The organism is Archangium violaceum Cb vi76, assembly GCF_000733295.1.
GTDB classification, from domain to species: domain Bacteria; phylum Myxococcota; class Myxococcia; order Myxococcales; family Myxococcaceae; genus Archangium; species Archangium violaceum.
The window spans coordinates 18,148-42,307 of sequence record NZ_JPMI01000303.1; the positions used below are offsets into that span (position 1 = coordinate 18,148).

The following is a 24,160-nucleotide window of genomic DNA, read 5'->3' on the forward strand; positions in this document are numbered from 1 at the left end:
AGGAAACCGAGTAGTTCCGCGGGATGAACGAAGCCGGCATGACCTCCGTGTCATGCAAGGCGTGATGGCGTCTGCGGGACGTATAGGAAGGACAGGAGCCCTGTTGGGGGGAGCGGGCGGCAGCAGAACAAGAGGTGAGGGCCGCTGACGGCTGCCCCATGAGCAGCAAACCAAGCCTACGCAGAAACGATTCATCTCCAGCGGACACACGCCTGACCAGCCCAACCCGCATTCCCTGGCGGGGCACTGCACGGAATTACAGCCAGAGCGCAGTGATGGCTCCCGCGAGGCGATAACGAGAAACACAGCACCGCGCCGTCAGAAAGGCTGGCGCGGCACCACTGCGGAGGGCTCGCGGAAGACGTCCATCGGTTGGGGATGTAGACGCTGGCATGTTCCCTCTGTGTGCCCCTCCATCAGGAATTAGAGCGCGGGGCTCACGCGAAGCGAGCCAGTGCGAAGCGTGACAGCTCCCAGGGGATGGGGTGGTCCGTGGCCATCCACGCGGCGAGGCGGCCGAGCAGGACGGTGAACTTGAACCCGTGCCCGCTCAAGCCGCCCACCACTGTCACCCGAGGCTCTCCCGGCAGCCGGTCCACCACGAAGTCCTCGTCCGGCGTCATCGTGTACAGACACACCTTCTCGAGCACCACGCGCGGCGACAAGCCTGGCAGGTGTTCCGCGCAGACCTGGCGCAGCGGCTCCCTATCCGACTCGTGCACCTCCCGGTCTACCTGGTGGGGATCCGTGGGCAAGCCCGGCTGATGCAGCGCCACCTTCACGCCGGGCCGCTGTCCGTCATGCGGAAAGCCATAGAAGTATGTGCCGAAGTCGATCCACACCGGAAAGCGCTCCGCGCTGAACTCCGCCAGTGGCGCCGAGGGCTCGAAGTGACAGTACACCTGCCGCGTCACCGTGAACGGCAGCGAGACGTGCCCCGCCAACAGCCGGGCGGTCCAGGGCCCCGCGCAGACCACCACCCGATCGAACTCGAGCACCTCGCCTCCCGCGAGAACGAGGGCGATTCCTCGCGCCCGGGGCTCGAGGGCCTCCACCCGCGCTCCCGCGCGCACCTGGGCTCCGTGCTCAGACGCGAGGCGGAGCTGGGCGCGCACACACGCGGAGGCCCGGAGGAAACCCGCCTCGGGCTCGAACACCCCCGACTCTCCTGCCCGCAGCCGGAACCCGGGGAATCTCCGGGCACAGGCGGTAGGATCCAGTTCCTCGAATGGCACCCGGTGCTCTCCGAGCGCCCGGCGGATGGCGGCCAGCTCTGGATGTCCACTGGGAGCGAAGAACAAGCCCCCCGTGCGAACGAAGAGCGACTCACCCGCCTCGCGCTCCAGCGCGTCCCAGAGCGGGTAGGCCTCGCCCATCAGCGACGTGTAGAGCCCATTCGTGTACGTCTTGCGGATGATTCGCGAGGTGCCATACGAGCTGCCCTGATCATGGTCGGGCGAGAACTGCTCCACGACGGTGACGGAGTGTCCCTCGTGGGCGAGGAACCGTGCCGTCGCGCTGCCCACTCCTCCCGCTCCCAGGACCGCGATGCGTGCCATGCCGGCCATCTAACCGCGATTCGCCGTGCATTTCACACCTCGGTCTCATCGCCCACGCGGCTGCCGGGGTGCTTGCATCGGCGGGCGGGTTGCGGCAACTGGCAGCACCGATGATCGTTCGAGAGCGGCCGAGCCCCCTGCGGCTCTTCTTCGTCCTTCGCGGCACCATCCTGCCGCGCGTCCTGCCGCAGGTACTCGGCGTCGCGGCGCTCTCCTGCACCGTGGTGTGGGCGTCGCGGCGGAGCGCACTGCACCTGCCTTCCGCGTCCCCCGCGCCGCTCTGGAGAGGTCGTGGCCCGGGTCGATCGCACGCGAGAGGGCTTCGTCGAGGGACTCCTGCGAGAGATGGGACTCTCCGCGGACTCCGCGCGGCACCGCACGCGCGCGCTCTACCTCGCGCTGCTGGGAGAGTTCGCCCGCACGGCCAGCGGCGCCGGGCCGACCTCCCCCGCGGTCTGGGAGGAACTGTTGACGCTCCTGACCTCGCGGTGAGACCGCTCACGGAATCGGCAAGGGCCTGGACATTCTGGGGCTCCTTGCCATTCGCTCACCGGATGCGGATCAACCTGACTGCCCCGTGGAAGTCCCGTGGCTGGCGCCCGCTGCTCTGGGTGCTCGCGTGCGGCGTGATGGCCTGTGGTGGATACCGGATGGAGGGCCCTGGCAGCCCGCCCGATCCGCTCGATGACGGGTGGGCCGTCTCCTCGCTTCAGGCCGAGGGGATGAACCCCGAGCGACTCGCGGAGCTGGAGCGCAAGCTGGCGGCCGGCGACTACCCCGCCCCGGACTCCTTGCTCATCGCCCGCAACGGCAAGCTCGTCTACGAGCGCTACTGGAACGGCTTCAACCGCGACAAGCCGCATGACCTGCGCTCGGCCACCAAGAGCATCACCTCGATGCTCACGGGGATTGCCCTGGAGCAGGAGTTGCTGCCCGGCGTGGACACTCCCGTGCTGCCCCTGCTGGGAAGGTACGCGCCCGTGAAGAACGCGGATGAACGCAAGGAGCGGCTGACGTTGCGCCACCTGTTGCAGATGCGCACCGGGCTCTCGTGCAACGACTGGCAGGAGGACTCTCCCGGCAACGAAGAGCGGATGTACGACTCGCGGGACTGGGTGAAGTTCATCCTGGATCTCCCGATGGCGGAGGAGCCCGGACAGTCCAGCGCGTACTGCACCGGGGGCGTGGTGGTGCTGGGTGCGTTGGTCGAGGACGCCGCCGGAGTGCCGTTCCCCGAGTTCTCCCGCCGCCACCTCTTCGAGCCGCTGGGCATCACCCGGTTCGAGTGGAAGGAGGCCGACGGCGGGCGTACTGACACCGGAGGCCACCTGCACCTGCGCCCCCGGGACTTCGCCAAACTGGGCCAGGTGATGTTGGATGGCGGCCGGTGGCACGGTGAGCAGCTCGTCCCCGAGGCCTGGGTGAAGGAGTCCAGCACCGGCGGCCACCCGCTGGGCGACTCGAAGTACGGCTACCTCTGGTGGGTCAACACGTTTGGCATCGCCGGCACACCGGTGGACGCCTACTTCGCGCGGGGAAACGGGGGCCAGTACCTCTTCGTCTTCCCCTCGCTGAACCTGGTGGCCGTGTTCACGGGCAGCTTCTACAACGAGCCAGAGTCCTCCCTGGCCCTCGAGCTGTGCGGCCGCTTCGTGCTCACCTCCGCGCTGGGGATGTAGGGCGACCCCCATGAATCCCAGGTATGCTTGCTCCGAGATCCGGGCAGCCACCCGGGTACGAGGAGAACGACATGGCAGACCTTCCCCCGGGCCGCAGACCCTCTCAACGCGTCACCCGCCCCCTGCTGCTCGCCACCGCGGGCATCGCGGTCGTGAAGATGGCCAGTGGGTGCTTGTCCTCCGGCAACCTCATCGCGCCTCCCCCGTGCGATGACAACCCGAACAATGACCCCTACTGCGAGCCGGTCCCCGACGCGGGCGCGGATGGTGGAATCCCGGATGGCGGCACCGCGGACGGCGGTCGATGACGAGTACGTTGGTCCTGCCCCACGTTCCCGGCGAGGAGCTGTTCGAGCTGGGGATGCTCGGAGGCAACGTCGAGCGCCGGTACCGCAAGCTCCGGCCCGAGGTGGAGGCACTCCCGTGGGGGACGCTCCGCCCGGAGGCGTTTCCCGAGCACCTCGTCCTCGCGGCGCGGAGGGCCTGGACCGAGGCCGCCTTCCAGGAGCACCGCACCGCCGCCGCGTGCACCGCGACGCTGCAGGCGCTCATCGCCGCGCGGGCCCCGTTGGATCTCATCGCCATGGCCTGCCGCTTCCCACTCGACGAGATGGTCCACGTCGAGCTGTGCGCGCGATTGGCGAGCGAGCTGGGCGGGGGCATCCCCCTCCTGCATGATCCGCTGGGGATGATTCCACCACCCCGGCCGGGACGTGCGCTCGCACAGGCCGCGGAGCTCGTCGTCCGCTACTTCTGCGTGGGCGAGGCCATCTCCATCCCCCTGCTCAGAGGCACCTGGCGCGCCGCGACGCACCCACTGGTGAAGGCGGTGCTGGGGCGAATCGTGAAGGACGAGGCCGCGCACGGGCAGTTCGGGTGGATGTTCCTGGACTGGGCACTGCCCATGCTGGAGGAGGACGAGCGGGAGGTGCTCCGCGAAGCGGCGGGGAAGACGATCGCCGTGGTCCGGGAGAACCAGGCCCGCATCGCCGCGCAGGGCGAGGGAGAGCCTTCCGCGATCCATGCACTCGGGTGGATGAGGTCGCGGGCCTACCTGGAGCTCGCGCGCAAGTCGATGGAGACCGAGGTGCTCGCGCCATTGAGGGCACGCGGGCTCGAACCTCGCTGACGCGCCATGCGCGGGTGGCTCGCGGGCAGCGCGGTCGATCTGGCGGTGTTCCGCATCACCGTCTTCAGCGTCGTGCTGCTCTCGCGTGACGTATACGAGGCGCCCGCGTGGGCCGCGACGTCCGAGGCCATGCGAGCCACCCCCGGGGGCCTCGCGTGGCTCGCGTCCCACCTCCCGATGTCTCCCGTCTGGACCTGGGCCGCGCTCGGCATCCTCGTCCCCTCGGCACTGCTCTCCGTGGTGGGGCTGTTCACGCGGGTGGCGACAGTGCTCGCGGCGAGCTCCTTGGCCTACGTGCTGGCGGTCCCCCAGTTCTCCGGGACGGTCATGCACACCCACCATCTCCTGTGGTTCGCGCTATTGCTCGCGGCGAGCCCCTGCGGAGACGCGCTCTCGGTGGACGCATGGCTTCGCGCGAGGAAGCACGGCCCCCAGGGCGCTCCGGACGAAGCCGTGGCATACGGACTCCCCATCCGTGCCGCCTGGGTCCTCGTCGGGCTCATCTTCCTCTTCCCGGGGTTGTGGAAGTGGAGCGCGGGGCTCGACTGGGCGCTGGGCGGAACGCTGCGGGGCCAGCTCTACTGGAAGTGGGCCGAGCATGGGGGGTGGCGTCCCTGGCTCCGCATCGACGAGTGGTGTGGCCAGCACGAGGACGGAGAAGGCCCGGGACGAGCGCGGGTGGATACCGGCCGCGGTCGCCGGCGGAGTGCTCGTGCTCGGTGCCACGGTGTCGGGTGCGATGGGCCTGCGGCACGGCTTCCCGTTCGCGTGCTACCCCACGTTCCACACGAAGGCTCCGGCGGAGATTCCCGCGCTGGAGCTCGAAGCGGAGGTCGGCGGCCAGCTCGTCCGATGGGATCTCGCCGAGGGGGCCTCGCAGCGGGAGTGGGGCACCCTGTGGCATCTGGCACTGCGACCGGAGCCGTCCCGGATTGCCCGATGGACGGCGGTCCTCCGCACCCGTCATCCACGGCTCGCGACGGCCGGGCGCATTCGCGTGTTTCGCACCTGGCGCGCGGCGGATCCGCACGTGTCCACCGGCATCCTCCGCCGCGAGCTCATCTGGGAGTAGCAGGCACCGCTCGGAGAGGCACTGCGGTCATTGAGCCACCTACGAAGGCTCGGGCGCCACGGATCAGGCGCCGTGGCCGCCCGCTTCGCCTGACAGCTTGCTACTCGATGACGAAGGGCACCTCGAGCCGCTCATCGAGGCCAGCGTGGCATAAGCTGAAGCCCTCGCACGCCTCCACGCCAGCGGAGCCCTTGCTGTTCACGTGCATGACGTAGTGACCAGCTTCCATCGAGGGTAGGAGAGCACGACCGACACGTTCTCCGCTGGTGGGCACAACCCGGGTGAGCTCGATACCCTCACCCCGTCCCTCTCCCGGTGGGAGAGGGGTTGGTGCTTCTCTCGCTCAACACGCTCGACACAAGGAGATGGAAGATGGACTCCCGTAGTCCCACGAAAATAGCGGTCATCGGTACCGGCCTCATGGGAAGCGCACTGGCCCGAGCCTTCGCGGCGGCGGGTCACGACGTCGCGGTCTGGAACAGGACTCTCGGTCTACGTCGACGAGAAGATCGGTTCCGCCGCGACACTCGACTGCGCGATTCTCGAGGCCTATTACGGCAGCTCCCTGGCGTTCCTGCACGCCGCGGCCATGTGCAAGGCGGAAGGTCTCGATCCGAAGCTCTTCTTCTCCCACAAGAGCACCTTCCTCGGCCTGGTCTCCGTCACCGCCGACGCCGCGCAGGGCATGGTGGAACGCAACGACTTCTCGGGCGACCAGTGCAGCCTCAATACCCACGTCGCGGCCATCGAGCACATCGTCCGGCTGAGCAAGGACGCCCGCATCAGCGCACGCTTCCCCCAGGAGTTGCTCGAGAACTACAAGCGCGCCCTCAGCCAGGGCCTGGGCCTCCAGGAATTGCCGGCCGTGTTCCAGACCCTGCTACGGGACTGACGCATGGGCTGTAGGGCCCCGCTCAGGGCTTCGGCCAGAGCCGTATCCAATCATCCTGGATGAGCTTGCCGCTCGTCCGGTCGGTGCTGCCGCTCGCCATGAAGTCGCGGGGACCGCGCAGGGCGAGCGTCCCGGCCTCGAGCCACAGCAGCAGCAGGGCGCACGAGGCGAGCACCGGGAGTTTCCCGGCCAGGGAGGGGCGGCTGCTGGCGAACGCCTTCAGGGGCAACAGGAGCAGCGGCACCAGCACGGGAAAGAGGACCAGCATGCCGCGCGTGTACCCGAAGAAGGCCAGGGTGATGAGCGCGCGGTGCAGCAGCACCAGGGTGAACAAGCTGAAGGCCCGGTGCCGCGCGCGCAACGAGAGCCCCGCGCCCAGCAGGAGCAGCAGCACCAGCGGCCACTTCAACCAGGTGCGCTCCGGGACGAAGACATCCACCGGCGCGCGAGCCCCCTGGAGCCCTCCCGGCAGGTTGGAGGCGCCATACCCGAGGCTCAAGCCGTCCAGCCAACGTCCCAGCTTGGCGGCCAGCAGGCGGGCCGCGTCGGCGGGGGGCCATAGACCGTGACGGGGGCCACCACGGGCAGCGGCTCGAGCTCCGGCGTCCGCGCGTTGAGCTCCTGGAGCACGCGCGCGTTGTGGAGCGCCCACGGCGCGAGCACCACCAGGGACACGCCCACCGCCCCCGCCCACCGCACGAGTCGCGCGCGCACCGGCGCCCCCTGGTCCCGGTGGAGCCAGGCGTAGACGAGCAGGAAGGGCCACAGGTGCAGGTGCTCGGCCCGGGTCAGCGCGCCCAGCCCCATCACCCCGCCCAGGAGCACCGCGCCCTTCCACGACGGCCCGCTCCGGTGCTCGAGCATCAGCTGAGCGACGTGGGCCAGAGCCTCGGCCGCGCGGTGTCCACGGTGGACGAGTCCCTGGTGGGCGAGCTCGTCGTCCGGTTCGCCCGCGACAACGCGGAGGTGCTGGGCATCGATACGTCGCAGCTCGGCACGCCGCGCGTCACGCAGGTCACCGAGCACCTCTGGCAGGTCCACATCCCGCAGCAGATCCAGGGCATCCCCGTGCGCGAGGGCCGGCTGGCGGCCACCCTCAGCCACGGCAACCTCGTGCTCATCGGCACCGAGGGGTGGGCCGACGTGAAGATCCGCACCCTGCCGCTCGTGGCCGCGGATCAGGCGCTGGAGCGGGGCCTGGCGCGCGCCGGGCTGGCCCACAGCCCGAAGTCCATCTGGAAGGACGCGAACCTCGAGGTGGTGCCCGTCCCAACTGACCTGGTAGTCCCTGGGTTCCCCCGAGGCCGGAAGCCGCTGAATGACTGGCGGTTTCCGGCCTTGGTGTTTTCAGGGGCTTCCCGTATGTCTTTCTCATCTACTGATCCATGGCTCGGGAACTGGCCCCGATCTGCAGTCGAATTGGCGATGGTGCAACAAGTGCCAGGGGCTGTTCTTTGGCGGTAATCCCGGCTCGGTTTGTCCCACGGGCGGTGCTCACAGCAGCACGGGCAGCGGCAACTACAGCTTGATCAACCACTGACCTGCCCCTCGGGGGCGAACACAGACTCCAGCGCGAGGATCCACTTGCGCTGGAGTCGTGGAAGACGCCGCGCGGAATCGTTCATGTGCCGCGTTCACCCGCCTCACGACGCGTCGAGCAGCGCCGCGCGGGCGGCCTCCAGGGTGTCATGCAGGTGGGAGCGGGGAAGGCCCGCGCCGAGCAGTTGCATGGTAGCGATCCTGTTCACCCACCATGCGGTGCGTCCCGGGCGGGAGTGGAAGCGCGCGAAGAGTGGGTATTGCGAGGTGCCCATCCCCTCGAAGCTGGAGAGGTCCATGAGCAGGGGCTCGTCGGGGGACACGGATGCGAAGAGGGCCTCCAGCGCCTTCGCTTTCATGGACGAGAGGCTGCCGAAGAGGCGGATGCGCCGGGGAACCTCGTCGAAGTGCCTCACCGGCAGCCGCTCATCATTGTCGTTGAGGTACCCGAACATCTCCTCCAGGAAGCGGCAGGTCACGGGATCTCGGATGAGGTCCGCGGCGAGCTGGTAGACGGCCCAGACGAAGCCATGCTCCCGCGGGTACTGCTTCGGATCGGGACTCCAGGTGGAGAACTCGCGACGGCCCTGACGCTCCTCCACCAGGCACGTCAGATAGATTCCATCCAGGCCAATCTGGTTCCCACCCGGGATTCCGAGCGGATCGAGCGCCGCCAGTTCCTCGAGGAAGCGCAGGCCACGCTCGTCGGGAACGGGCACGGTCTCATGCTGCGCCCGGCTGGCGACGGACACGAGGCTCTCGCCGGGACCGAGAGTCACCAGGATGCAGCCCCCCTCATGGAAGGAGGGAAGGAAGGAGATCCAGTAACGGGCCGCCTCCGGGTGGGCGTCCCCGTGCGCTCGCAGGAGTGAGCGGACATGCGCGATGGCGGGATCGTCCAGCCCCTCTTGCACGGTCTCCACCCGGAAGCCGCGTGCCTCCGCCTCTTTCTGGAGTCTTCGAGCATCCTCGGCGAAGAGCGTGCGCCACTCCTTCCAGGCGGTGCCGGCCAGCCATTCGCCGACCTCCGTGATGGACCTTCCCTTGAACTCGGGAATGAACTGCCGGAGGAGCGCGGCCTGCTTCGCCGTCGGGCCCTGGGTGCCCCAGAACACCCGGAGGCGCCAGAGGACCTCCCATGACGACGCATCCTCCAGACGCGCGGAGACCGTCCGCCACCAGGCCCAGCGCTTCGCGTTGAGCTCGTTGTCTTCAGTGTCTTCCGGCATGAGACCCCTCCCCTCCTGATACCTATACCAGCCGGCCTGCTTCAGCCCATCGTATATGCCTTGACAGACATATGCCTCCATCAGCATATAAGGCTCATGCTGAGCGCGTTCGAAGTCGTGGCGGAGCCGAACCGCCGCCGGATCCTGGACCTGTTGCGCGAGGGGCGCCGCCCCGTCGGGGAACTGGTGGATCGGCTCGGGCTGACGCAGCCCACCGTGTCCAAGCACCTGCGCGTGCTCAAGGATGCTCGACTGGTCGACGTGGAGCAGGACGCCCAACGGCGGCTGTACCGCCTGCGTCCAGAGCCCCTCCTGGAGCTGGACTCGTGGCTCGCGCCATACCGCGAGCTGTGGGCCCGGCGGCTCGACGCGCTGGAGCGCCACCTGGACACCATGGCGGACGATGAGCCCGCCCCTACCCGCCGGAGCCCGGCCCCGAGGAGGAAGTCATGAAGCACGGCACCCTGACGACGAAAGGCAACAAGGTCGAGCTCCGGTTCGAGCGGCGCCTCGCCCACCCGCCCGAGAAGGTCTGGCGCGCACTGACGGACAGCAAGGAGCTGGCCCACTGGTTCCCCGCGCGCATCGAGGGAGCCCGGGAGGCCGGCGCCCAACTGCGCTTCTTCTTCGAGGAGGGCGATCCTGGCTCCGGGAAGATGCACGTGTTCGATCCGCCGCGCGTGCTCGAATACACGTGGGAGGGAGACCTGCTGCGGTGGGAATTGAAGCCCGAGGGCACGGGCTGCCTGCTGGTCTTCACCACCATCCCGGCGGACCGGGCGAACGTCTCCCGCGACGCCACGGGCTGGCACTTCTGCCTGGACAACCTGGAGGCGTCGGTGGACGGGAATCCCGCCGCCGGGTTCGACAAGGAGCGCTTCTCCGCGCTCAACGCGGACTACGCCGCGCGCTTCGGCCTGGGCAGCTTCCCCGCCTTCATGCTGGGCGCGGCCAACCGCGTCGCGGACGCGTCACTGAGCATCCCCGGCGTCGAGGCCTACGTGTTCAACGGCGCCGATGGCACCCAGCTCACCCTCTGCCACGCGAAGAGCGACGCGGAGACCGGCGAGCAGTGGCGGGACACCGACGAGTACGTCGTGGTCCTGGAAGGCAGCTACGTGGTGCGCATCAATGGCATGGACATGCACCTGGGTGCCGGGCGGGAGTTCGTCATCCCCAGGAGCGCGCGCGTCTCGGGGCGGTACACGGCCGGCACCCGGACGATTCACGCCCGCGGAAACAAGCCGCCCGAGCGGTCCGATTCGTAGGGAGCACGGGAACGCGCGTGAGCGGTAGGATGCGCGCATGGAACCCTCGGACAAGTCGGACGATGCGGCGAAGGCGGAAGCGATTCAGAAGGCCCTCGAGCCGTGGCGGAACAAGCACAAGCGTTCCGCCTGGCTGCCCCAGGTGAAGAACGGGCACGGGCGCGCGGCCGGGTCCCGTTTCGGTGGACTGCCGTGGATCCCGAGTGGTGAGAACCACCCCGCGTGTGCGAACTGCGAACAACCGCTCCGGCTCCTCCTCCAGCTCGACCTGGAAACGATTCCCGAGGAAGCACGTCAGCGTCTCGGGAAGGGGCTGCTGCAGGCGTTCTACTGCGAGCGCGATGACTGCGAGCAGGAGTGTAACGGGTGGTCCCCCTTCAGCGAGGCGCATCAAATCCGCATCATCGACACGGCCCGTGGGGAGATGGCCGCCCCGGCCGGGAAACCGTTTCCGCCCAAGGAGATCTCCGGCTGGAAGCAGGTCGAGGACTTCCCCTCCGCCGCCGAGCACAAGGAGCTCGGGCTGGACCGCGACTACGACTTCGAGGCGAACACGGTGCGGTTCCTTTGTCCGGAGATCGGACTCGACTCCCCACCCATCGGTCTCTACGAGCTGGAGGCGGAGACCATCGCCAACGCGTCGATGGGGGACAAGCTGCTGGGCTGGCCACACTGGATCCAAGGCGTGGAGTATCCCGAGTGCCCCCAGTGCAAGGCGCGAATGGAGTACGTGTTGCAGATTGATTCGCAGGACCACCTCCCCCTCATGTGGGGCGACATGGGCACCGCCCACATCACGCGCTGCCCCAACCACCCCGAGGTCCTCGCGCTCGGCTGGGCATGTGGCTGAGCCAACCGCGGGCAACCGGCCAGGAGGCCGCTTCTCGATGACCACGGGGACAGTGGCCATGACGCCGGGTGGATGAAGTCCCACGCCCTGGAGGCAGTGGTCATCCAGACCTCGCTCCCCATCGTCTCGGAAGGTCGATCCACGACCTGAGGACACGAGGGGGGAAGGTCATGAGATGGCGGGGTCTGGCATTGCTCTGCGCGCTGGCCGTGGGCTGTGGTGGATCACTCACCGGGGAGGAGACCTCGCCCGGGGAAGCACCCGGAGAACAGGCCACACCGGACGAGAGCCCCGAGGTGTCCGCGGCCTGGAAGCGGCCGGGAGTGGAGCTCGGCCGGGCATACCTCGTGAAGGACATCCTTCCTCCGGAAGAGCAACCTCCCGAGGCACTCTTCGATGCGCCCGGACCGACGAACCTGGTGGACTTCAAGGGGCGGGTCTACTTCACGGTCACCTCCCCGCTCCACCGGGAGACCACGCTGTGGAGGAGCGAAGGCACCGCCCCGGGCACCGTCGCCCTGCTCCGCGTTCCATCGACCCCCTCTGGCTTCAGCACCCTGCACTCGCCGAGGGTGGCGGGGGACCGGCTCTTCTTCATCGTGAGCACCGGAACGAGCGGTGAAGAGCTGTGGGCGAGCGATGGCACGGCCTCGGGCACCCGCCGGCTGGGGCGCTTCACGTTCCCCGTCGACCTCACGGTGGTGGAGGACACCCTGTTCTTCTTCGACTACGTCCCGGGCCCGGCCCCCGATGACAACCGCCACCAGTTGTGGCGGAGCGACGGCACGGTCTCGGGAACCCGGGTCGTGAGAGACGTCCCGAGCTCGGGATTCGGAGCGGCCGCCGCGCACGGCAGGTTGTTCTTCGCCGTACCGGACACGGCTCACGGCAGTGAGCTCTGGGTCAGCGATGGCACCGCCTCGGGCACCCACCTGGTGGAGGACATCTACCCGGGGCCCACCGGCTCGGATCCGATGGGCCTGACCGAGGCGGGGGGCGACCTGTACTTCACCTCCAGCGACCCGGCTCACGGCCGCGAACTGTGGAAGTCGGATGGCACCCGGAGAGGCACGCGGCTCGTCGCGGACCTGTCTCCGGGCCCCGCGGACTCCTTCATCCAGCTGCTCACGGTCAACAACGGCCGTCTCTATTTCACGCGCGATGACCCGGCCAGCTCCGAGCTGCTCCTGTACAAGGTGCGAGTGGACGGCTCCTGCCACCACCGCCCGGTGCGCGTGGCGGCCATTCCCGACTTCTTCGAGACCGATCCCGACTTCAGCCCTCCCGCTGTCACCCTCTTCACGGCCACGGGAGGCAAGCTCTTCTTCGTCGTCCAGTACCTGTTCCTCGCCAGCTTCCCGATGGAAGCGCAGCTGTGGGTGTCCAACGGGACGGACTCGGGGACGAAGCTGCTGTCGCGGTCGCTGCTCGGAGCGAACATCCCCGTCGCGCCGCTCACACCGGTGGGCGATGGGCGCATCGTCTTCAGTGCCCACGACGGGGAGCACGGTCTGGAGCCATGGGTGAGTGATGGAACACCCCGCGGCACGCGGCTGCTGCAGGACCTCACGCGGGATCCGGAGGGCTCGGGTCCGCGAGAATTCACACGCTCGGATGGCTTCATCTTCTTCGTCGCGCACACCCGGGAGACGGGCAACGAACTGTGGGCCCTTCCCCTGCGCAGAGGCGACCGCACGACCGGGCACTGAGCCGTCCAGCGGCCAGTGGACACACGAAAGGCCGCCCCCCGGTGCCAGGAGGCGGCCTTCGTTCTTCCCGTGCCCGGGGCACGACTAGCCCTTCAGCTTGATGTTCTTGAGCGCCGCCAACCGCGGGTCCACGAACGTCATGTCACAGCCGCACGCCTTGTCGTTGAGGTTCTGGCCGCACTTCATGCACAGCCCCTTGCACTCCTCACGGCACACCGTGTTCATCGGCAGCGCGAGCAGCACCTGCTCACGGACGATCGGCTCCAGGTCGATCACCTTCCCGTCGAACACCTCCGCATCCGCGTCATCCAGCGCGAACGAGCCACCGCTCTCCCCCGTGCCCTTGTCCTTCTTCTCCTCATCCTCCTCGTCCTCGTCCACCAGGCCCTCGCCACGGGCGAGCGACTCGGGAACGAGGTTGAGGGTGAAGGACACCGGCAGCTCCAGCTTCGACTCCGTGAGGCAGCGCTTGCACTCGGCCACCACGCGCGAGGTGAACCTGCCCTCGAGCAGCACGCCCCCGCTCACCTTGCGCAGGCTCGCCGAGACGGCCAGGGGCTCGAGCGGCCGGAAACTGGACCCCTCGAGCGCGGCCTCGAGCGACTCCAGGCTCATCTCCTTCTTCACCTGGAGCCCTGTGTCGCGAATTTCTTCAATCTTTACGAGCATCTACCCAAGTACCTCCAAAAAGGGCGCGCATCATGGTGAGGCTCCCCCCCGCAGTCAACGCGTCCGAACCTCCATAGATGTCACGGTCCGTTCACCGTTGCGGGAGTCTCCTCGCGCTAGAGGGCTGTCTGGCCGTTTGCTAGGGTAGGTGCCAATGTCCGTCCGGCGGAATCGCGTGGTAGCCAGCATCGTGGTGGCGAGCCTGCTGTCCCCCGGTGCCTCGCTCGCCCGGCCCCTCTTCCCTTCCCCCCTGCTCTTCCAGGTGGCTCCGGCGCGCCCGGAGATCGCCCGCGCCCAGCAGCAGATCAGCGATGGCGACTTCGAGGAGGCCGTGAAGACGTTGGAGGCCGGCCTCGACGCCCCCGACGTCACCGATGATCAACTCGTGGAGCTCTACCGGCTGCTCGGGCTCACCTCCCTGTACCTGGGGGACGAGGCCCGGGCGCGCGAGGCCTACGAGATGCTCCTCCAGGCCCGGCCGGACTACGAGCTGCCCCGCACCGCGCCGCCGAAGATCCGCACGCTCTACGCGCGCATCAAGGAGGACATCAAGAACCGCCGCGTCCGGCCCGTCACCCTCCAGGTGGACCCCATCCCGGATGCCGAGGGCGGCACGCCGGTGATGGCCGAGGCCACCATCCAGGACATGGCGCTCGGAGCGCGGGCGCGGCTCTTCTACCGGCGGGCGGGCGCCCAGGCGTACAGCTCCGTGGACTTCACGCGCGACCGGGCCAACAAGGAGCGCTTCATCGCCACCATCCCCGCATACGAGCTGCCGGCCACGGCCTCGGCCTACGAGGTGGAGTACTACTTCGAGGTGGCGGACGCGGCACAGCGGCGGCTGGCGGGCCGAGGGGATGCCTTCAACCCGCTCGTCTTCCAGATAGCGCCCGAGCCCGGCACGGTGGCCACGTCCAGCGAGCGCCCCTGGTACAAGAGTCCGTGGCTCTGGGTGGCCGTGGGCGCGGTGGCCGTGGCGGGCACCGCCGGCGCCGTCGTCTACGCCACCTCCGAGGAGCGGGGCCGCGTCCCCATCACCATCCGGGTGAACCCATGAGCCCGCGTTCCTTCCTCCTCCTGCTGGGCGCCACCCTCGCCGCTGGCTGTGGGGCGGAGCCGCCCTCGTCTGGAAACAGCCTCGCCCTGGAGCTGAGCATCTCGCGCGCCGTCGCCGACGACCTGGGCGCCTTCCAGGTGGTGGTGCTGCCCGAGGGCAAGTCGCGCCGCTGTGCGGACATCCAACGCACCTGCCTCAACCAGCAGGTGCAACCGCAGGAGGCGCTCGTCCTCCAGGGGCCGGACGGCAAGAAGGGGCGCGCCCTGCGCTTCCCCGCGGGGCTGCGGAGCGGGGCCCAGGAGCTGGCCGTGGACGTCCCCGTGGGCCGCGACTACGTCGTCGTCATCGAGGCGCTCTCGCGCTCCAACCCGCCGCGCTTCCTGGGCAGCTCCTGCAACTATCTGGAGTCCGTGAGCGCCGCCCGCAACGAGCCGCTCATCGCCGCCGCCATCACCCTGACGGAAGTGGCGTGCGATCCCTCCTTCGCTCCCTGAGCGGAGGCCGGCGGGCGGACGCTCCGTGTCACACAGGCGTCACGCGCTCGTCATTCAACCGCCACCCCCAATCTGGTAGGCCACACGTGTTCAAGCGAGGGGCACGGAGGGACGATGGCGCGCATCCTGATCATCGAGGACGAGCAGGACCTGTCCGGACTGGTGGAGTACAACCTGCGGGCGGCGGGGTTCGAGGCGGAGGTGGCGGGCACGGGTGCGACCGGTCTGGCCCGGGCGCGCGCCAACGTGCCGGACCTGGTCCTGTTGGATCTGATGCTGCCGGACCTGGCGGGCAGCGAGGTGCTGCGCCTGCTCAAGAGCGACCCCGAGCTGCGCAAGGTGCCCGTCATCATCGTCAGCGCCAAGGGCCAGGAGTCCGATCGCGTCCAGGGTCTGGAGCTGGGCGCGGATGACTACGTGGTGAAGCCCTTCTCGGTGCGCGAGCTGCTGCTGCGCGTGAGGGCGGTGCTGCGGCGCGCGGACGTGGACGAGGGCCCGGCCGCCCAGCTGTCCGCCGGCGACATCCAGCTGGACACCTCGCGCCACCAGGTGCGCGTGAAGGGCCAGGAGGTGGTCCTCACCGCGCTGGAGTTCCGCCTGCTGCGCACCCTGCTGGAGCGCGCCGACCGCGTGCAGACGCGCGAGGTGCTCCTCTCCGACGTGTGGGGCATCCAGGCGGAGATCCACACCCGCACGGTGGACACGCACATCAAACGCCTGCGCGAGAAGCTCGGCCCCGCGGGCGACATCATCGAGACGGTGCGCGGCGTGGGCTACAAGCTCAGCCCTCCGCCGCGCTAGAAGCCCATGCCCCTGCGCCTCTTCCTGCTTCCCCTGCTCGCCCCCGCGATCGCGGCGCTCGTCCTCTTCCTGCTGCTGGGTTGGCGGCTGGATGCGCTCTTCGTGTCGCTCGCCACCCTCGCCGGCTCCCTGCTGACGCTGTGGGCGGCCCGGGACGCGCTCAAGCGGCAGCTCCTCTCCCTCGCCCGCCAGGTCCGCACCCGAGCCGAGGGCGCCCCCTCCACCGGCAGCCGCGAGGACGAGCGGGACCGGCTCGAGGAGGTGGCCAACCTCCAGGGCGCCATCGACTCGCTCCACCAGCAGTTGTCCGCGCGCAATGCCGGCCTCAACCAGGAGTCGCGCACCCTCACCGCCGTGCTGGACGGCATGGCCGAGGGCATCTGGGTGACGGACGCCGAGGGCACGGTGGTGCGCCACAACGACGCCCTGCGCGACATGCTCCAGACGACGGGGGACATCATCGGCCAGCGCCCCCTGGCGCTCCTGCGCAATGACGCGCTCAACGAGGCCGTCATCCGCGCCTGCCGCGAGGGCGCCTCCACCCGCCTCGAGCTGCCGCTCGAGGGCCTGTTCTCCCGCACGCTCGCCATCCGGGTGACGCCCCTGGGCAAGGACCTGCCCGGCAGCGCCGCCGTCTTCCACGATGTCACCGAGCTGCGCCGGCTGGAGAAGGTGCGCAAGGACTTCGTCGCCAACGTCTCCCACGAGCTGCGCACCCCCATCACCGCCATCCGCGGCTACGCCGAGACGCTCCAGGGCGGCGCCCTCCAGGACGCCGTCATGGCCCCCAAGATGGTGGACATCATCCACCGCCAGTCCGAGCGCCTCTCGGAGCTGGTGGAGGATCTGCTCGAACTGTCCCGGTTGGAGTCACGGGAAGTGAAGTTGCAGGTGACGGACGTGCCCCTGGCCGTCTCCACCTCCCGGGCCGCCGAGGTGGTCCGGCACAAGGCCCAGGGCAAGAAGATTACGGTCGAGTTGAACGTCCCCCCGGGGCTGATCGGCCGGGGAGACGAGCGGGGGCTGGAGCAGGTGCTCCTCAACCTGCTGGACAACGCGGTGAAGTACACGCCCGAGGGGGGCCGGGTGGTGGTGACGGGCGCTCTAGAGGAGGGGCGGTGCGTGGTGCACGTCCGGGACACCGGGGTCGGCATCGAGCCCAGGCACCTGGCCCGCATCTTCGAGCGCTTCTACCGGGTGGACAAGGGACGAAGCCGGGACATGGGGGGTACGGGCCTGGGCCTGTCCATCGTCAAGCACCTGATGAGCGCCATGGGGGGCGAGGTCCGGGTCGAGAGCCAACCAAACGAGGGCTCTACCTTCACGATTTTCCTTCCAGCGGCGGTGCCCTCGGCCACGGCGACGGGTTAGGATGGGGCGGCCATGCGGGTCGCCATCCTCGCCGACATTCACGGGAACCTCCCCGCCTGCGAGGCCGTCCTCGAGGACATCGCCCGCGTCGCGCCCGATTACATCGTGGCCGCCGGGGACCTGGCCCTGCGGGGCTCGCACCCGCGCGAGACGGTGGAGCTGCTCTTCGATCGTTGCGATTCGATCCTCATGGGCAACACCGACTGCTACCTCGCCGGCCACTACCTGGGCGGGGCCTACCGCGAGCGGGACCACTGGAAGACGGAGCTGCTCCAGTGGACGAGGGATCAGCTCGGCGAGTCCTGGCTCAAGAAGCTGGGCGCCCTGCCCTTCTCCCAGCGCTACTCGCCGCGCAAGGGGCAGGATCTCTTCGTCTGCCACGCCAACCCGCGCAACCTCGAGGACTCGCTGGATCCCACGTTGGACGAGGCCACCGTCCGGCGCTACTTCCAGAACCTGGACGCGGCGGCGTGTGCCTTCGGCCACCTGCACTTCCCCTACCGGCGCCGCGTAGGCCGGTTGCTGATCGCCGACGTGGCCAGCGCCGGCATCCCGCGGGACGGCGACTTGCGCCCCGCCTACGGCGTCTTCACCTACACGCCCAAGGGCTGGCGCGTGCAGATCCGCCGCGTGCGCTACCCGGTGCGCAAGGCCACGCAGGCCCTCACCGCGCGCCGCGTGCCGGGCGGCCCGCTGCTCATCCACAAGCTCGTCGAGGCGCGCTATCGCCACCACAAGGCGCTGATGGAGGCCGCGCGCCGCCACTCGGGACTGCCTCCGCCGGGCCCGGTGCTGCGCCCGCCTCCGGGGGCCAACATCCCCCACAGGCCCACGCCGCTGGAGCTGCCGGTCGTGGCCCCGCCCATGATGCTCAAGCAGGCCGCGGGCGACGAGGAGCGTCACCACGCCACCCCCGTCGACGAGGAGCCGACGCAGATCTCCGGCGTGTTGGATCTGGACGGCTGACGCGGGAACGTTGCTTGCCTCGCTGTCCCCGGCGGCCTACGCACGCGGCCCGCCATGTCTTCTCACCAGATGCCCCTGCTGCTCGTCCGCCATGCGGTGGCCGAAGACGTGCACCCCCTGGGTGACGAGGCCCGCGCCCTCACCGTCGAGGGCCGTGCCGCCTTCCGCACCCACGCCCGCAAGCTGGCGCGCCTCACGCCCATGACGGGCATCGTCACCAGCCCGCTGGTGCGCGCGGTGCAGACCGCGGAGCTCCTCGCCGAGGCCTTCGGGCTGGGCCGCGTGGAGGTGCACCCCGCGCTGATTCCCCGCCACAGCGCCCCCAAGCGCATCCTCCACCTGGCGCGCGAGCTGGGCGCGGGGTGGATGCTGGTGGGCCACAACCCCTCCCTCACCCGCGCCGGTGCGCTCGCGCTGGACCTGGACGAGCTGCCTGGAAAATTGCGCAAGGGCGCCGCGCTCGCGCTCCACCCCGAGGGGAAATATTTCACCCCCGCGTGGCTCGCGGCACCGGGCCGGGCCCTCGTGCGTTACAACGATTCCCACGCCAAGTAACAGATGTTACAGAGTTGTCGCAGGCACGACACCCCAGTGCAAACGCCAGGGTCCAGAGTGCGCCGCCGCCATGCCCCACGTCCTCATCGTCGATGACGAGCGCGATCTCGCCGAGCTCATTGATTTCAATCTCCGCGCCGCCGGGTTCTCCACCCGCGTGGCGCCCACGGGCGAGTCGGCGTTGTCCGCCGCCCGGGAGCAGCGCACGGACGTCGTCCTCCTGGATGTGATGTTGCCGGACATGTCCGGCGTGGACGTCTGCCGCCAGCTGCGCGCCGCCGCCAACACCCGTGACGTGCTCATCGTCATGCTCACCGCCAAGGGCGAGGAGTCCGACCGCGTGCGTGGCTTCGAGGTGGGCGCCGACGACTACGTCACCAAGCCCTTCAGCGTCCGCGAGCTCGTCCTGCGGCTCAAGGCCATCCTCCGCCGCAGCGCTCCCGCCCGGGACGAGTCCGCGCCCGTGAAGCTCGGTCCCCTCACGCTCGACACCTCCGCCCACCGCTTCTACGTGGACGGCAAGGAGGTGCCGCTCACCGCGCTCGAGTTCCGCCTGCTCGAGTACCTGATGACGCGCGTGGGCCGCGTGCAGTCGCGCGAGCAGTTGCTGGAGGAGGTGTGGGGCCTGTCGAGCAACCTGGAGACGCGCACCATCGACACGCACGTCATGCGCCTGCGCGACAAGCTGGGGCCCGCCCGCGCCTACCTGGAGACGGTGCGCGGCGTGGGCTACCGCATCGTCGAGCCCGGCATGGCGTGTTGAGCGTCGTTGCGCATTTGTCACGCTCCTTCCGTCAAACAGCCACAGACGGCGCATACAGGGTGCCTACCGTTGTTCCACAACGCGTGGAACAGACCGGGAGACATCCACATGAAGACGTTCATCGCTTCGATCGCCGCCGTGCTGCTGCTGGCCCTCCCCGGCGCGGCGCGCGCGGGCACCGTCACCGTCAAGGGCTCGGACACCATGGTCCTCCTCGGCCAGCGCTGGGCCGAGGAGTTCATGAAGAAGAATCCCAACACCCGGTTGCAGGTGACGGGTGGCGGCTCGGGCACCGGCCTGGCGTCCCTGATCAACGGCACCACGGACATCGCCATGTCCAGCCGCCCCATGAAGAAGGCCGAGGACGACAAGCTGCGCTCCATCAAGGCCACCCCCACGCAGCTCTCCGTGGCCAGGGACGGCGTCACCTTCTACGTCCACGAGTCCAACCCGGTGGGCTCCCTCACCCAGGAGCAGCTCAAGGGCATCTACCTGGGCGACATCACCAACTGGAAGGAAGTGGGCGGCAAGGACGCCCCCATCGTCGTCTACTCGCGTGAGAACTCCTCGGGCACCTACGTGTTCGTGAAGGACAACGTGCTCGACGGCGAGGACTACGCCGCCAGCGCCCAGACGCTGCCCGGCACCGCCGCGGTGGTGAACGCCGTGGCCAAGGAGAAGAACGGCATCGGCTACGGCGGCGCCGCCTACGCCAAGGGCATCAAGGAGCTGAAGGTCAAGAAGGGCAACGAGGAGATCGAGCCCACCGAGGCCAACATCAAGAGCGGCAAGTACCCGCTCTCGCGCGACCTCTACTTCTACCTGCGCAACGCGCCGGCCGGCGAGGTGAAGGCCTTCATCGACTTCGCCCTGTCCCCCGAGGGCCAGGCCATCGTCACCAAGGTGGGCTACTTCCCGGTGAAGTAGTCCTCCGGGACGAGTTGCCTGGAATGAAGCCACGAGCGCGTCACGCGATTGTCACACGGGGCTCGAGAACATGATGGATAGACAGGTAGCCATGCAGAGTCAGGGTCTCGTGGAAACAGCGCCCGTGGCACCGCGGCTGTCCTCGGCCGCCCGGCGCCGGCAGATCCGCGAGAAGGTCATCGCCGGAATCATCACGGCGGCGGCCTTCACGGGAATCGCCGCGCTGGTGCTCATCCTCGTCTTCATCGCGAAGGAGGCCCTGACGCTCTTCCTGGACGCCCACGCCCGCGAGGAGGCGAGCCTGTCCAAGATGTTCCTGCCACAGGTGGTGCGGGCCAACCGCCCGCCGGCCTTCGTGTGGCAGCCGGTGTCCAACGTGCCGAAGGTGAGCATGATTCCGCTCTTCATCGGCACGCTGAAGACGACGCTGGTGTCCATGGTGGTGGCGGTGCCGGTGGGGGTGGCGGGCGCGCTGTACGCGGCCGAGTTCGCGCCCCGGCGGCTGCGCGAGGTGCTCAAGCCCACCATCGAGCTGCTGGCGGGCATTCCCTCGGTGGTGCTGGGCTTCTTCGCGCTGATGGTGCTGGCCACCTTCCTGCAGGACACCTTCGGGCTGCCCACGCGCCTCAACGCGGTGGTGGCGGGCCTGGGCCTGGCGCTGGCCATCGTCCCCGTCATCTTCACGGTGTCCGAGGACGCGCTCACGGCGGTGCCCCGCAGCTACCGCGAGGCCTCGCTCGCGTTGGGCGCCACGCCCTGGGAGACGGCCTGGAAGGTGGTGCTCCCGGCGGCGGCCCCCGGCATCCTCGCCGCGTGCGTGCTGGGCTTCGGCCGCGCCATCGGCGAGACGATGATCGTCCTGATGGCCTCGGGCAACGCGGCCATCGTGTCGTGGAACTTCACGGACTCGGTGCGCTCCATGTCCGCCACCATCGCCGCGGAGATGGGCGAGGTGGTGGTGGGCAGCCCGCACTACTCGCTCCTGTTCTTCATCGGCGTGGAGCTCTTCCTCTTCACCTTCGTCCTCAACATGGTCGCCTCCACCTGGACCCGGCGGGTCCTCAAGCGGCTGACGGGAGCGGGCGCGTGAAGCAGCACACCTTCCGCCGGGCCGTGGGCGGCGCGCTCACGTCCCTCACCGGCCTCGCCGCGCTGCTCATCGTGGCCATGCTGGCCATCATCCTCTTCGACGTGGTCCGCGGCGGCATCGGCCACGTCTCCTGGTCCTTCCTCAGCCAGCCGCCCTCCGACGGAATGATGGCGGGCGGCATCTTCCCCGCGCTCTACGGCACGGCGGCGCTCACCCTGCTGATGACGCTGGCGGTGATGCCGGTGGGCGTGCTGACGGCGGTGTACCTGCACGAGTACGCGCCCCCGGGCTCCCGGCTGGCGGCCGCGGTGCGCATCGCCGTGGTCAACCTCGCGGGCGTGCCCTCCATCGTCTTCGGCCTCTTCGGCCTGGGCTTCTTCATCCACTTCGTCGGCGGGAGCATGGACCGGCTGCTCGGCTACCAGGAGCTGAACTGGGGCCAGCCGGGCATCCTCTGGGCCTCGCTCACCCTGGCCGTGCTGACGCTGCCGGTGGTCATCGTCTCCACCGAGGAGGCGCTGCGCGCGGTCCCCATGGACCACCGCACCGCGAGCCTCGCGCTGGGCGCCACCCGCTCCCAGACGCTGGCCCGGGTGGTGCTGCCGGGCGCGCTGCCGGGCATCCTCACCGGCACCGTGCTGGCCGTCTCCCGGGGCGCGGGCGAGGTGGCCCCCATCCTCTTCACCGGCGCCGCCTACTTCCTCCCGGACCTCCCCGACACGCTGAACTCCCAGTTCATGCACCTGGGCTACCACACGTACGTGCTGGCCACGCAGTCTCCGGACGTGGAGGCCACCCGGCCCCTGCTGTACGCCACGGTGCTCGTCCTGCTCGCCCTCACCTTCGTCCTCAACCTCGTCGCGGTGCTCATCCGCGCCCGCACCCGCCGGCGCGCCTCCGCGTCCCACTGACACCGAGCCATGTCCCCCTCCCCCGCCGTCCCCGCGCGCATCAAGATGGAGGCGCGCCAGCTCTCCCTCCTCTACGGCTCCAAGGTGGCCGTGAAGGAGGTGAGCCTCGCGCTGCCCGAGCACCAGGTCACCGCCCTCATCGGCCCCTCCGGCTGCGGCAAGTCCACCTTCCTGCGCTCGCTCAACCGGATGAACGATCTCATCCCCGGCGCCAGCCACCAGGGCACCGTGCTGCTGGACGGCACCAGCATCCATGACCGCCACGTGGACGTGGTGGACCTGCGCCGCCGCGTGGGCATGGTCTTCCAGAAGTCCAACCCCTTCCCGAAAACCATTTTCGAGAACGTGGCCTATGGCCTGCGCGTGGGCGGGATGAAGGACAAGGCGGACATCGCCGCGCGCGTGGAGAAGTCCCTCAAGGGCGGCGCGCTCTGGGACGAGGTGAAGGACCGCCTCAACGACAGCGCCCTGAGCCTGTCCGGCGGCCAGCAGCAGCGCCTGTGCATCGCGCGCGCCCTGGCCGTGGAGCCCGAGGTGCTCCTCATGGACGAGCCCGCCAGCGCCCTCGACCCGATCGCCACGGCGAAGATCGAGGAGCTCATCCACGAGCTGAAGGAGCGCTACACCATCGCCATCGTCACCCACAACATGCAGCAGGCGGCACGGGTGAGCGACCGCACCGCTTTCTTCTACATGGGCGAGCTGGTGGAATGCGGTCCCACCGAGCAGATCTTCACCAACCCGCGCGAGAAGCGCACCGAGGACTACGTCACCGGGAAGTTCGGGTAGGAGCGAGGGAGAGCGGGCACATGCCGTCGACACATACGGACAAGGCATTCGAGGCGGACCTCAGGGACCTGCGCGAGAAGCTGCTGGCCATGGGCGCCAAGGTGGAGGCACTCATCGCGGACAGCATGCGCGCGCTCATCGATCGCGACTCGCCCCTGGCCGAGCGCGTCATCCAGGCGGACAAGGAGGTCAACCGCCTGGAGGTGGAGATCGACGAGACGTGCCGCCGCATCCTCGCGCTGCGCCAGCCGGCCGCGAGCGACTTGCGCCTCATCACCACCGCGCTGAAGATCGTCACCGACCTGGAGCGCATTGGCGACCTGGCGGTGAACATCGCCGAGCGCGCCAAGGACCTCAACGAGGCCCCTCCCCTCAAGCCCTACGTGGACACGCCCCGCCTGGCCGAGCTGGCCCAGCAGCAGGTGAAGCGCGCCCTGGATGCCTTCGTCTCCTCGGACGTGGCCAAGGCCGAGGTCGTCCTCAAGGAGGACGAGCACCTGGATGTCCTCTACTTGAAGATATTCAACGAGCTGCTCGGCTACATGATGGAGGACTCGAAGAACATCCGCCGCGCCACCGCGCTGATGTTCATCGCCAAGCACCTCGAGCGCATTGGCGACCACGCCACCAACGTGGCGGAGATGGTCGTCTACATGGTTCGCGGCACCGACATCCGCCACCCGCGCAGCCGCAACCTGACGACCGCCACCTGACACTCGCCGCCTGACGCAGGAGGTCATGCCCCTGCGCCGTCACTGGAATTTCTCCTAGCGGACAGGCAAGCGTCACACCGGGACTTTGGGCTTCGGGAACGCAGCGGGTAGGATGCGCGGCCGAAAGC

30 protein-coding genes and 1 pseudogene are annotated in these 24,160 nt (G+C 69.1%); 24 read left to right on the forward strand and 7 right to left on the reverse strand.

Annotation, left to right across the window (positions count from 1 at the left end; all coding sequences use genetic code 11):
* Window positions 1-437: 437 nt before the first annotated feature.
* Window positions 438-1,559: an N-methyl-L-tryptophan oxidase gene (gene solA / locus Q664_RS42120; RefSeq protein ID WP_043409930.1), complete on the reverse strand. Its 1,122-nt coding sequence runs from the start codon at window positions 1,557-1,559 to the stop codon at window positions 438-440.
* Window positions 1,560-1,669: 110 nt separating this feature from the next.
* On the opposite strand from solA, the pseudogene Q664_RS62790 reads away from it, so the two are divergent.
* From Q664_RS62790 to Q664_RS42140, 5 genes and pseudogenes are all read left to right on the forward strand, one after another.
* Window positions 1,670-1,825: pseudogene (locus Q664_RS62790) on the forward strand (bestrophin family protein); the annotation flags it as partial.
* Between the two features lie 25 nt (window positions 1,826-1,850).
* The gene (locus Q664_RS42125) at window positions 1,851-2,051 is read left to right on the forward strand and encodes a hypothetical protein (protein WP_043409823.1); all 201 of its coding nucleotides are present in this window, start codon (window positions 1,851-1,853) and stop codon (window positions 2,049-2,051) included.
* A 62-nt stretch (window positions 2,052-2,113) separates the two neighbouring features.
* The gene (locus Q664_RS42130) at window positions 2,114-3,238 is read left to right on the forward strand and encodes a serine hydrolase domain-containing protein (RefSeq protein WP_084610813.1); all 1,125 of its coding nucleotides are present in this window, start codon (window positions 2,114-2,116) and stop codon (window positions 3,236-3,238) included.
* A 71-nt stretch (window positions 3,239-3,309) separates the two neighbouring features.
* Window positions 3,310-3,546, forward strand: coding sequence for a hypothetical protein (locus Q664_RS42135; RefSeq protein ID WP_043409826.1), 237 nt, complete (start codon window positions 3,310-3,312; stop codon window positions 3,544-3,546).
* Complete coding sequence (locus Q664_RS42140; protein WP_043409829.1) at window positions 3,543-4,367, forward strand: ferritin-like domain-containing protein; 825 nt, start codon at window positions 3,543-3,545, stop codon at window positions 4,365-4,367. The genes Q664_RS42135 and Q664_RS42140 overlap by 4 nt, the downstream gene beginning before the upstream one ends.
* Here the strand turns inward: Q664_RS42140 and Q664_RS59600 are convergent.
* Complete coding sequence (locus tag Q664_RS59600) at window positions 4,289-4,621, reverse strand: hypothetical protein (protein WP_160174621.1); 333 nt, start codon at window positions 4,619-4,621, stop codon at window positions 4,289-4,291. The genes Q664_RS42140 and Q664_RS59600 overlap by 79 nt on opposite strands.
* Before the next feature lie 383 nt (window positions 4,622-5,004).
* Here Q664_RS59600 and Q664_RS42145 point away from each other — a divergent pair, with 383 nt between their 5' ends.
* Window positions 5,005-5,439: a hypothetical protein gene (locus tag Q664_RS42145; protein WP_043409832.1), complete on the forward strand. Its 435-nt coding sequence runs from the start codon at window positions 5,005-5,007 to the stop codon at window positions 5,437-5,439.
* Between the two features lie 100 nt (window positions 5,440-5,539).
* Here the strand turns inward: Q664_RS42145 and Q664_RS62425 are convergent, their stop codons facing one another.
* A complete protein-coding gene (locus Q664_RS62425) occupies window positions 5,540-5,668 on the reverse strand; it encodes a hypothetical protein (RefSeq protein ID WP_268811445.1) in 129 nt (42 codons plus the stop codon).
* 336 nt (window positions 5,669-6,004) lie between these two features.
* Here Q664_RS62425 and Q664_RS61745 point away from each other — a divergent pair, with 336 nt between their 5' ends.
* Window positions 6,005-6,331, forward strand: a complete 327-nt coding sequence (locus Q664_RS61745) for an imine reductase family protein (protein ID WP_326938788.1) — start codon at window positions 6,005-6,007, stop codon at window positions 6,329-6,331.
* Between the two features lie 22 nt (window positions 6,332-6,353).
* Here Q664_RS61745 and Q664_RS61750 read toward each other — a convergent pair whose 3' ends face one another.
* Window positions 6,354-6,830 (reverse strand): hypothetical protein, encoded by a 477-nt coding sequence (locus tag Q664_RS61750; protein WP_052519345.1) that lies wholly within the window; start codon window positions 6,828-6,830, stop codon window positions 6,354-6,356.
* Complete coding sequence (locus Q664_RS61755; RefSeq protein ID WP_052519346.1) at window positions 6,827-7,195, reverse strand: hypothetical protein; 369 nt, start codon at window positions 7,193-7,195, stop codon at window positions 6,827-6,829. The genes Q664_RS61750 and Q664_RS61755 overlap by 4 nt, the downstream gene beginning before the upstream one ends.
* Here Q664_RS61755 and Q664_RS60330 point away from each other — a divergent pair.
* A complete protein-coding gene (locus tag Q664_RS60330) occupies window positions 7,184-7,795 on the forward strand; it encodes a hypothetical protein (RefSeq protein ID WP_052519347.1) in 612 nt (203 codons plus the stop codon). The genes Q664_RS61755 and Q664_RS60330 overlap by 12 nt on opposite strands.
* A 179-nt stretch (window positions 7,796-7,974) precedes the next feature.
* Here the strand turns inward: Q664_RS60330 and Q664_RS42160 are convergent, their stop codons facing one another.
* Window positions 7,975-9,099 (reverse strand): hypothetical protein, encoded by a 1,125-nt coding sequence (locus Q664_RS42160; RefSeq protein ID WP_043409835.1) that lies wholly within the window; start codon window positions 9,097-9,099, stop codon window positions 7,975-7,977.
* A gap of 96 nt (window positions 9,100-9,195) precedes the next feature.
* Here Q664_RS42160 and Q664_RS42165 point away from each other — a divergent pair, with 96 nt between their 5' ends.
* The 4 genes from Q664_RS42165 (at window position 9,196) to Q664_RS42180 (ending at window position 12,926) form a co-directional block, all read left to right on the forward strand.
* A complete protein-coding gene (locus Q664_RS42165) occupies window positions 9,196-9,552 on the forward strand; it encodes an ArsR/SmtB family transcription factor (RefSeq protein WP_043409838.1) in 357 nt (118 codons plus the stop codon).
* Window positions 9,549-10,367 (forward strand): SRPBCC domain-containing protein, encoded by an 819-nt coding sequence (locus Q664_RS53415; protein ID WP_052519348.1) that lies wholly within the window; start codon window positions 9,549-9,551, stop codon window positions 10,365-10,367. Before Q664_RS42165 ends, Q664_RS53415 begins: the two co-directional genes overlap by 4 nt.
* Window positions 10,368-10,404: 37 nt before the next feature.
* Window positions 10,405-11,217, forward strand: a complete 813-nt coding sequence (locus Q664_RS42175; RefSeq protein WP_043409841.1) for a DUF1963 domain-containing protein — start codon at window positions 10,405-10,407, stop codon at window positions 11,215-11,217.
* Between the two features lie 170 nt (window positions 11,218-11,387).
* A complete protein-coding gene (locus Q664_RS42180) occupies window positions 11,388-12,926 on the forward strand; it encodes an ELWxxDGT repeat protein (protein ID WP_084610814.1) in 1,539 nt (512 codons plus the stop codon).
* A gap of 84 nt (window positions 12,927-13,010) precedes the next feature.
* Here Q664_RS42180 and Q664_RS42185 read toward each other — a convergent pair whose 3' ends face one another.
* Window positions 13,011-13,595: a YceD family protein gene (locus tag Q664_RS42185; protein WP_043409844.1), complete on the reverse strand. Its 585-nt coding sequence runs from the start codon at window positions 13,593-13,595 to the stop codon at window positions 13,011-13,013.
* Window positions 13,596-13,770: 175 nt separating this feature from the next.
* On the opposite strand from Q664_RS42185, the gene Q664_RS42190 reads away from it, so the two are divergent.
* The 12 genes from Q664_RS42190 (at window position 13,771) to phoU (ending at window position 24,032) form a co-directional block, all read left to right on the forward strand.
* Window positions 13,771-14,652: a tetratricopeptide repeat protein gene (locus Q664_RS42190; RefSeq protein ID WP_235217088.1), complete on the forward strand. Its 882-nt coding sequence runs from the start codon at window positions 13,771-13,773 to the stop codon at window positions 14,650-14,652.
* A complete protein-coding gene (locus tag Q664_RS42195) occupies window positions 14,649-15,146 on the forward strand; it encodes a hypothetical protein (RefSeq protein WP_043409850.1) in 498 nt (165 codons plus the stop codon). The genes Q664_RS42190 and Q664_RS42195 overlap by 4 nt, the downstream gene beginning before the upstream one ends.
* A gap of 114 nt (window positions 15,147-15,260) precedes the next feature.
* A complete protein-coding gene (locus Q664_RS42200) occupies window positions 15,261-15,947 on the forward strand; it encodes a response regulator (RefSeq protein ID WP_043409852.1) in 687 nt (228 codons plus the stop codon).
* Between the two features lie 6 nt (window positions 15,948-15,953).
* On the forward strand, window positions 15,954-17,318 hold the full coding sequence (locus Q664_RS42205; RefSeq protein WP_043409855.1) for a sensor histidine kinase: 1,365 nt from the start codon (window positions 15,954-15,956) through the stop codon (window positions 17,316-17,318).
* 12 nt (window positions 17,319-17,330) lie between these two features.
* Complete coding sequence (locus tag Q664_RS42210) at window positions 17,331-18,284, forward strand: metallophosphoesterase family protein (RefSeq protein ID WP_043409858.1); 954 nt, start codon at window positions 17,331-17,333, stop codon at window positions 18,282-18,284.
* 54 nt (window positions 18,285-18,338) lie between these two features.
* Window positions 18,339-18,839 (forward strand): SixA phosphatase family protein, encoded by a 501-nt coding sequence (locus Q664_RS42215; RefSeq protein ID WP_043409862.1) that lies wholly within the window; start codon window positions 18,339-18,341, stop codon window positions 18,837-18,839.
* 70 nt (window positions 18,840-18,909) lie between these two features.
* Window positions 18,910-19,602 carry a response regulator gene (locus Q664_RS42220; RefSeq protein WP_043409865.1) on the forward strand — a complete coding sequence of 231 codons (693 nt, stop codon included), beginning with the start codon at window positions 18,910-18,912 and terminating at the stop codon, window positions 19,600-19,602.
* Between the two features lie 108 nt (window positions 19,603-19,710).
* On the forward strand, window positions 19,711-20,529 hold the full coding sequence (locus Q664_RS42225) for a phosphate ABC transporter substrate-binding protein (protein WP_043409868.1): 819 nt from the start codon (window positions 19,711-19,713) through the stop codon (window positions 20,527-20,529).
* 91 nt (window positions 20,530-20,620) lie between these two features.
* Window positions 20,621-21,619 (forward strand): phosphate ABC transporter permease subunit PstC, encoded by a 999-nt coding sequence (pstC, locus tag Q664_RS42230; protein WP_052519350.1) that lies wholly within the window; start codon window positions 20,621-20,623, stop codon window positions 21,617-21,619.
* The gene (pstA, locus tag Q664_RS42235) at window positions 21,616-22,530 is read left to right on the forward strand and encodes a phosphate ABC transporter permease PstA (RefSeq protein ID WP_043409873.1); all 915 of its coding nucleotides are present in this window, start codon (window positions 21,616-21,618) and stop codon (window positions 22,528-22,530) included. The genes pstC and pstA overlap by 4 nt, the downstream gene beginning before the upstream one ends.
* A 45-nt stretch (window positions 22,531-22,575) precedes the next feature.
* Window positions 22,576-23,319, forward strand: a complete 744-nt coding sequence (pstB, locus tag Q664_RS42240; RefSeq protein ID WP_200883847.1) for a phosphate ABC transporter ATP-binding protein PstB — start codon at window positions 22,576-22,578, stop codon at window positions 23,317-23,319.
* Between the two features lie 20 nt (window positions 23,320-23,339).
* A complete protein-coding gene (gene phoU, locus Q664_RS42245) occupies window positions 23,340-24,032 on the forward strand; it encodes a phosphate signaling complex protein PhoU (RefSeq protein ID WP_043409880.1) in 693 nt (230 codons plus the stop codon).
* Window positions 24,033-24,160 lie beyond the last annotated feature (128 nt).

Bases quoted from the DNA above. Each gene is read 5' to 3' on its own strand.
- Q664_RS42185 (WP_043409844.1), bottom strand. From the start codon at position 13,595: ATGCTCGTAAAGATTGAAGAAATTCGCGACACAGGGCTCCAGGTGAAG.
- Q664_RS42225 (WP_043409868.1), top strand. From the start codon at position 19,711: ATGAAGACGTTCATCGCTTCGATCGCCGCCGTGCTGCTGCTGGCCCTC.
- solA (WP_043409930.1), bottom strand. From the start codon at position 1,559: ATGGCACGCATCGCGGTCCTGGGAGCGGGAGGAGTGGGCAGCGCGACG.
- Q664_RS61755 (WP_052519346.1), bottom strand. From the start codon at position 7,195: ATGCTCGAGCACCGGAGCGGGCCGTCGTGGAAGGGCGCGGTGCTCCTG.
- Q664_RS42215 (WP_043409862.1), top strand. From the start codon at position 18,339: ATGTCTTCTCACCAGATGCCCCTGCTGCTCGTCCGCCATGCGGTGGCC.
- Q664_RS53415 (WP_052519348.1), top strand. From the start codon at position 9,549: ATGAAGCACGGCACCCTGACGACGAAAGGCAACAAGGTCGAGCTCCGG.
- Q664_RS42195 (WP_043409850.1), top strand. From the start codon at position 14,649: ATGAGCCCGCGTTCCTTCCTCCTCCTGCTGGGCGCCACCCTCGCCGCT.
- Q664_RS42175 (WP_043409841.1), top strand. From the start codon at position 10,405: ATGGAACCCTCGGACAAGTCGGACGATGCGGCGAAGGCGGAAGCGATT.
- Q664_RS42135 (WP_043409826.1), top strand. From the start codon at position 3,310: ATGGCAGACCTTCCCCCGGGCCGCAGACCCTCTCAACGCGTCACCCGC.
- pstC (WP_052519350.1), top strand. From the start codon at position 20,621: ATGCAGAGTCAGGGTCTCGTGGAAACAGCGCCCGTGGCACCGCGGCTG.
- Q664_RS42205 (WP_043409855.1), top strand. From the start codon at position 15,954: ATGCCCCTGCGCCTCTTCCTGCTTCCCCTGCTCGCCCCCGCGATCGCG.
- phoU (WP_043409880.1), top strand. From the start codon at position 23,340: ATGCCGTCGACACATACGGACAAGGCATTCGAGGCGGACCTCAGGGAC.
- Q664_RS42180 (WP_084610814.1), top strand. From the start codon at position 11,388: ATGAGATGGCGGGGTCTGGCATTGCTCTGCGCGCTGGCCGTGGGCTGT.
- Q664_RS42210 (WP_043409858.1), top strand. From the start codon at position 17,331: ATGCGGGTCGCCATCCTCGCCGACATTCACGGGAACCTCCCCGCCTGC.
- Q664_RS42130 (WP_084610813.1), top strand. From the start codon at position 2,114: ATGCGGATCAACCTGACTGCCCCGTGGAAGTCCCGTGGCTGGCGCCCG.
- Q664_RS42220 (WP_043409865.1), top strand. From the start codon at position 18,910: ATGCCCCACGTCCTCATCGTCGATGACGAGCGCGATCTCGCCGAGCTC.
- Q664_RS42140 (WP_043409829.1), top strand. From the start codon at position 3,543: ATGACGAGTACGTTGGTCCTGCCCCACGTTCCCGGCGAGGAGCTGTTC.
- Q664_RS62425 (WP_268811445.1), bottom strand. From the start codon at position 5,668: ATGGAAGCTGGTCACTACGTCATGCACGTGAACAGCAAGGGCTCCGCT.
- pstB (WP_200883847.1), top strand. From the start codon at position 22,576: ATGGAGGCGCGCCAGCTCTCCCTCCTCTACGGCTCCAAGGTGGCCGTG.
- Q664_RS42160 (WP_043409835.1), bottom strand. From the start codon at position 9,099: ATGCCGGAAGACACTGAAGACAACGAGCTCAACGCGAAGCGCTGGGCC.
- Q664_RS42165 (WP_043409838.1), top strand. From the start codon at position 9,196: ATGCTGAGCGCGTTCGAAGTCGTGGCGGAGCCGAACCGCCGCCGGATC.
- Q664_RS42200 (WP_043409852.1), top strand. From the start codon at position 15,261: ATGGCGCGCATCCTGATCATCGAGGACGAGCAGGACCTGTCCGGACTG.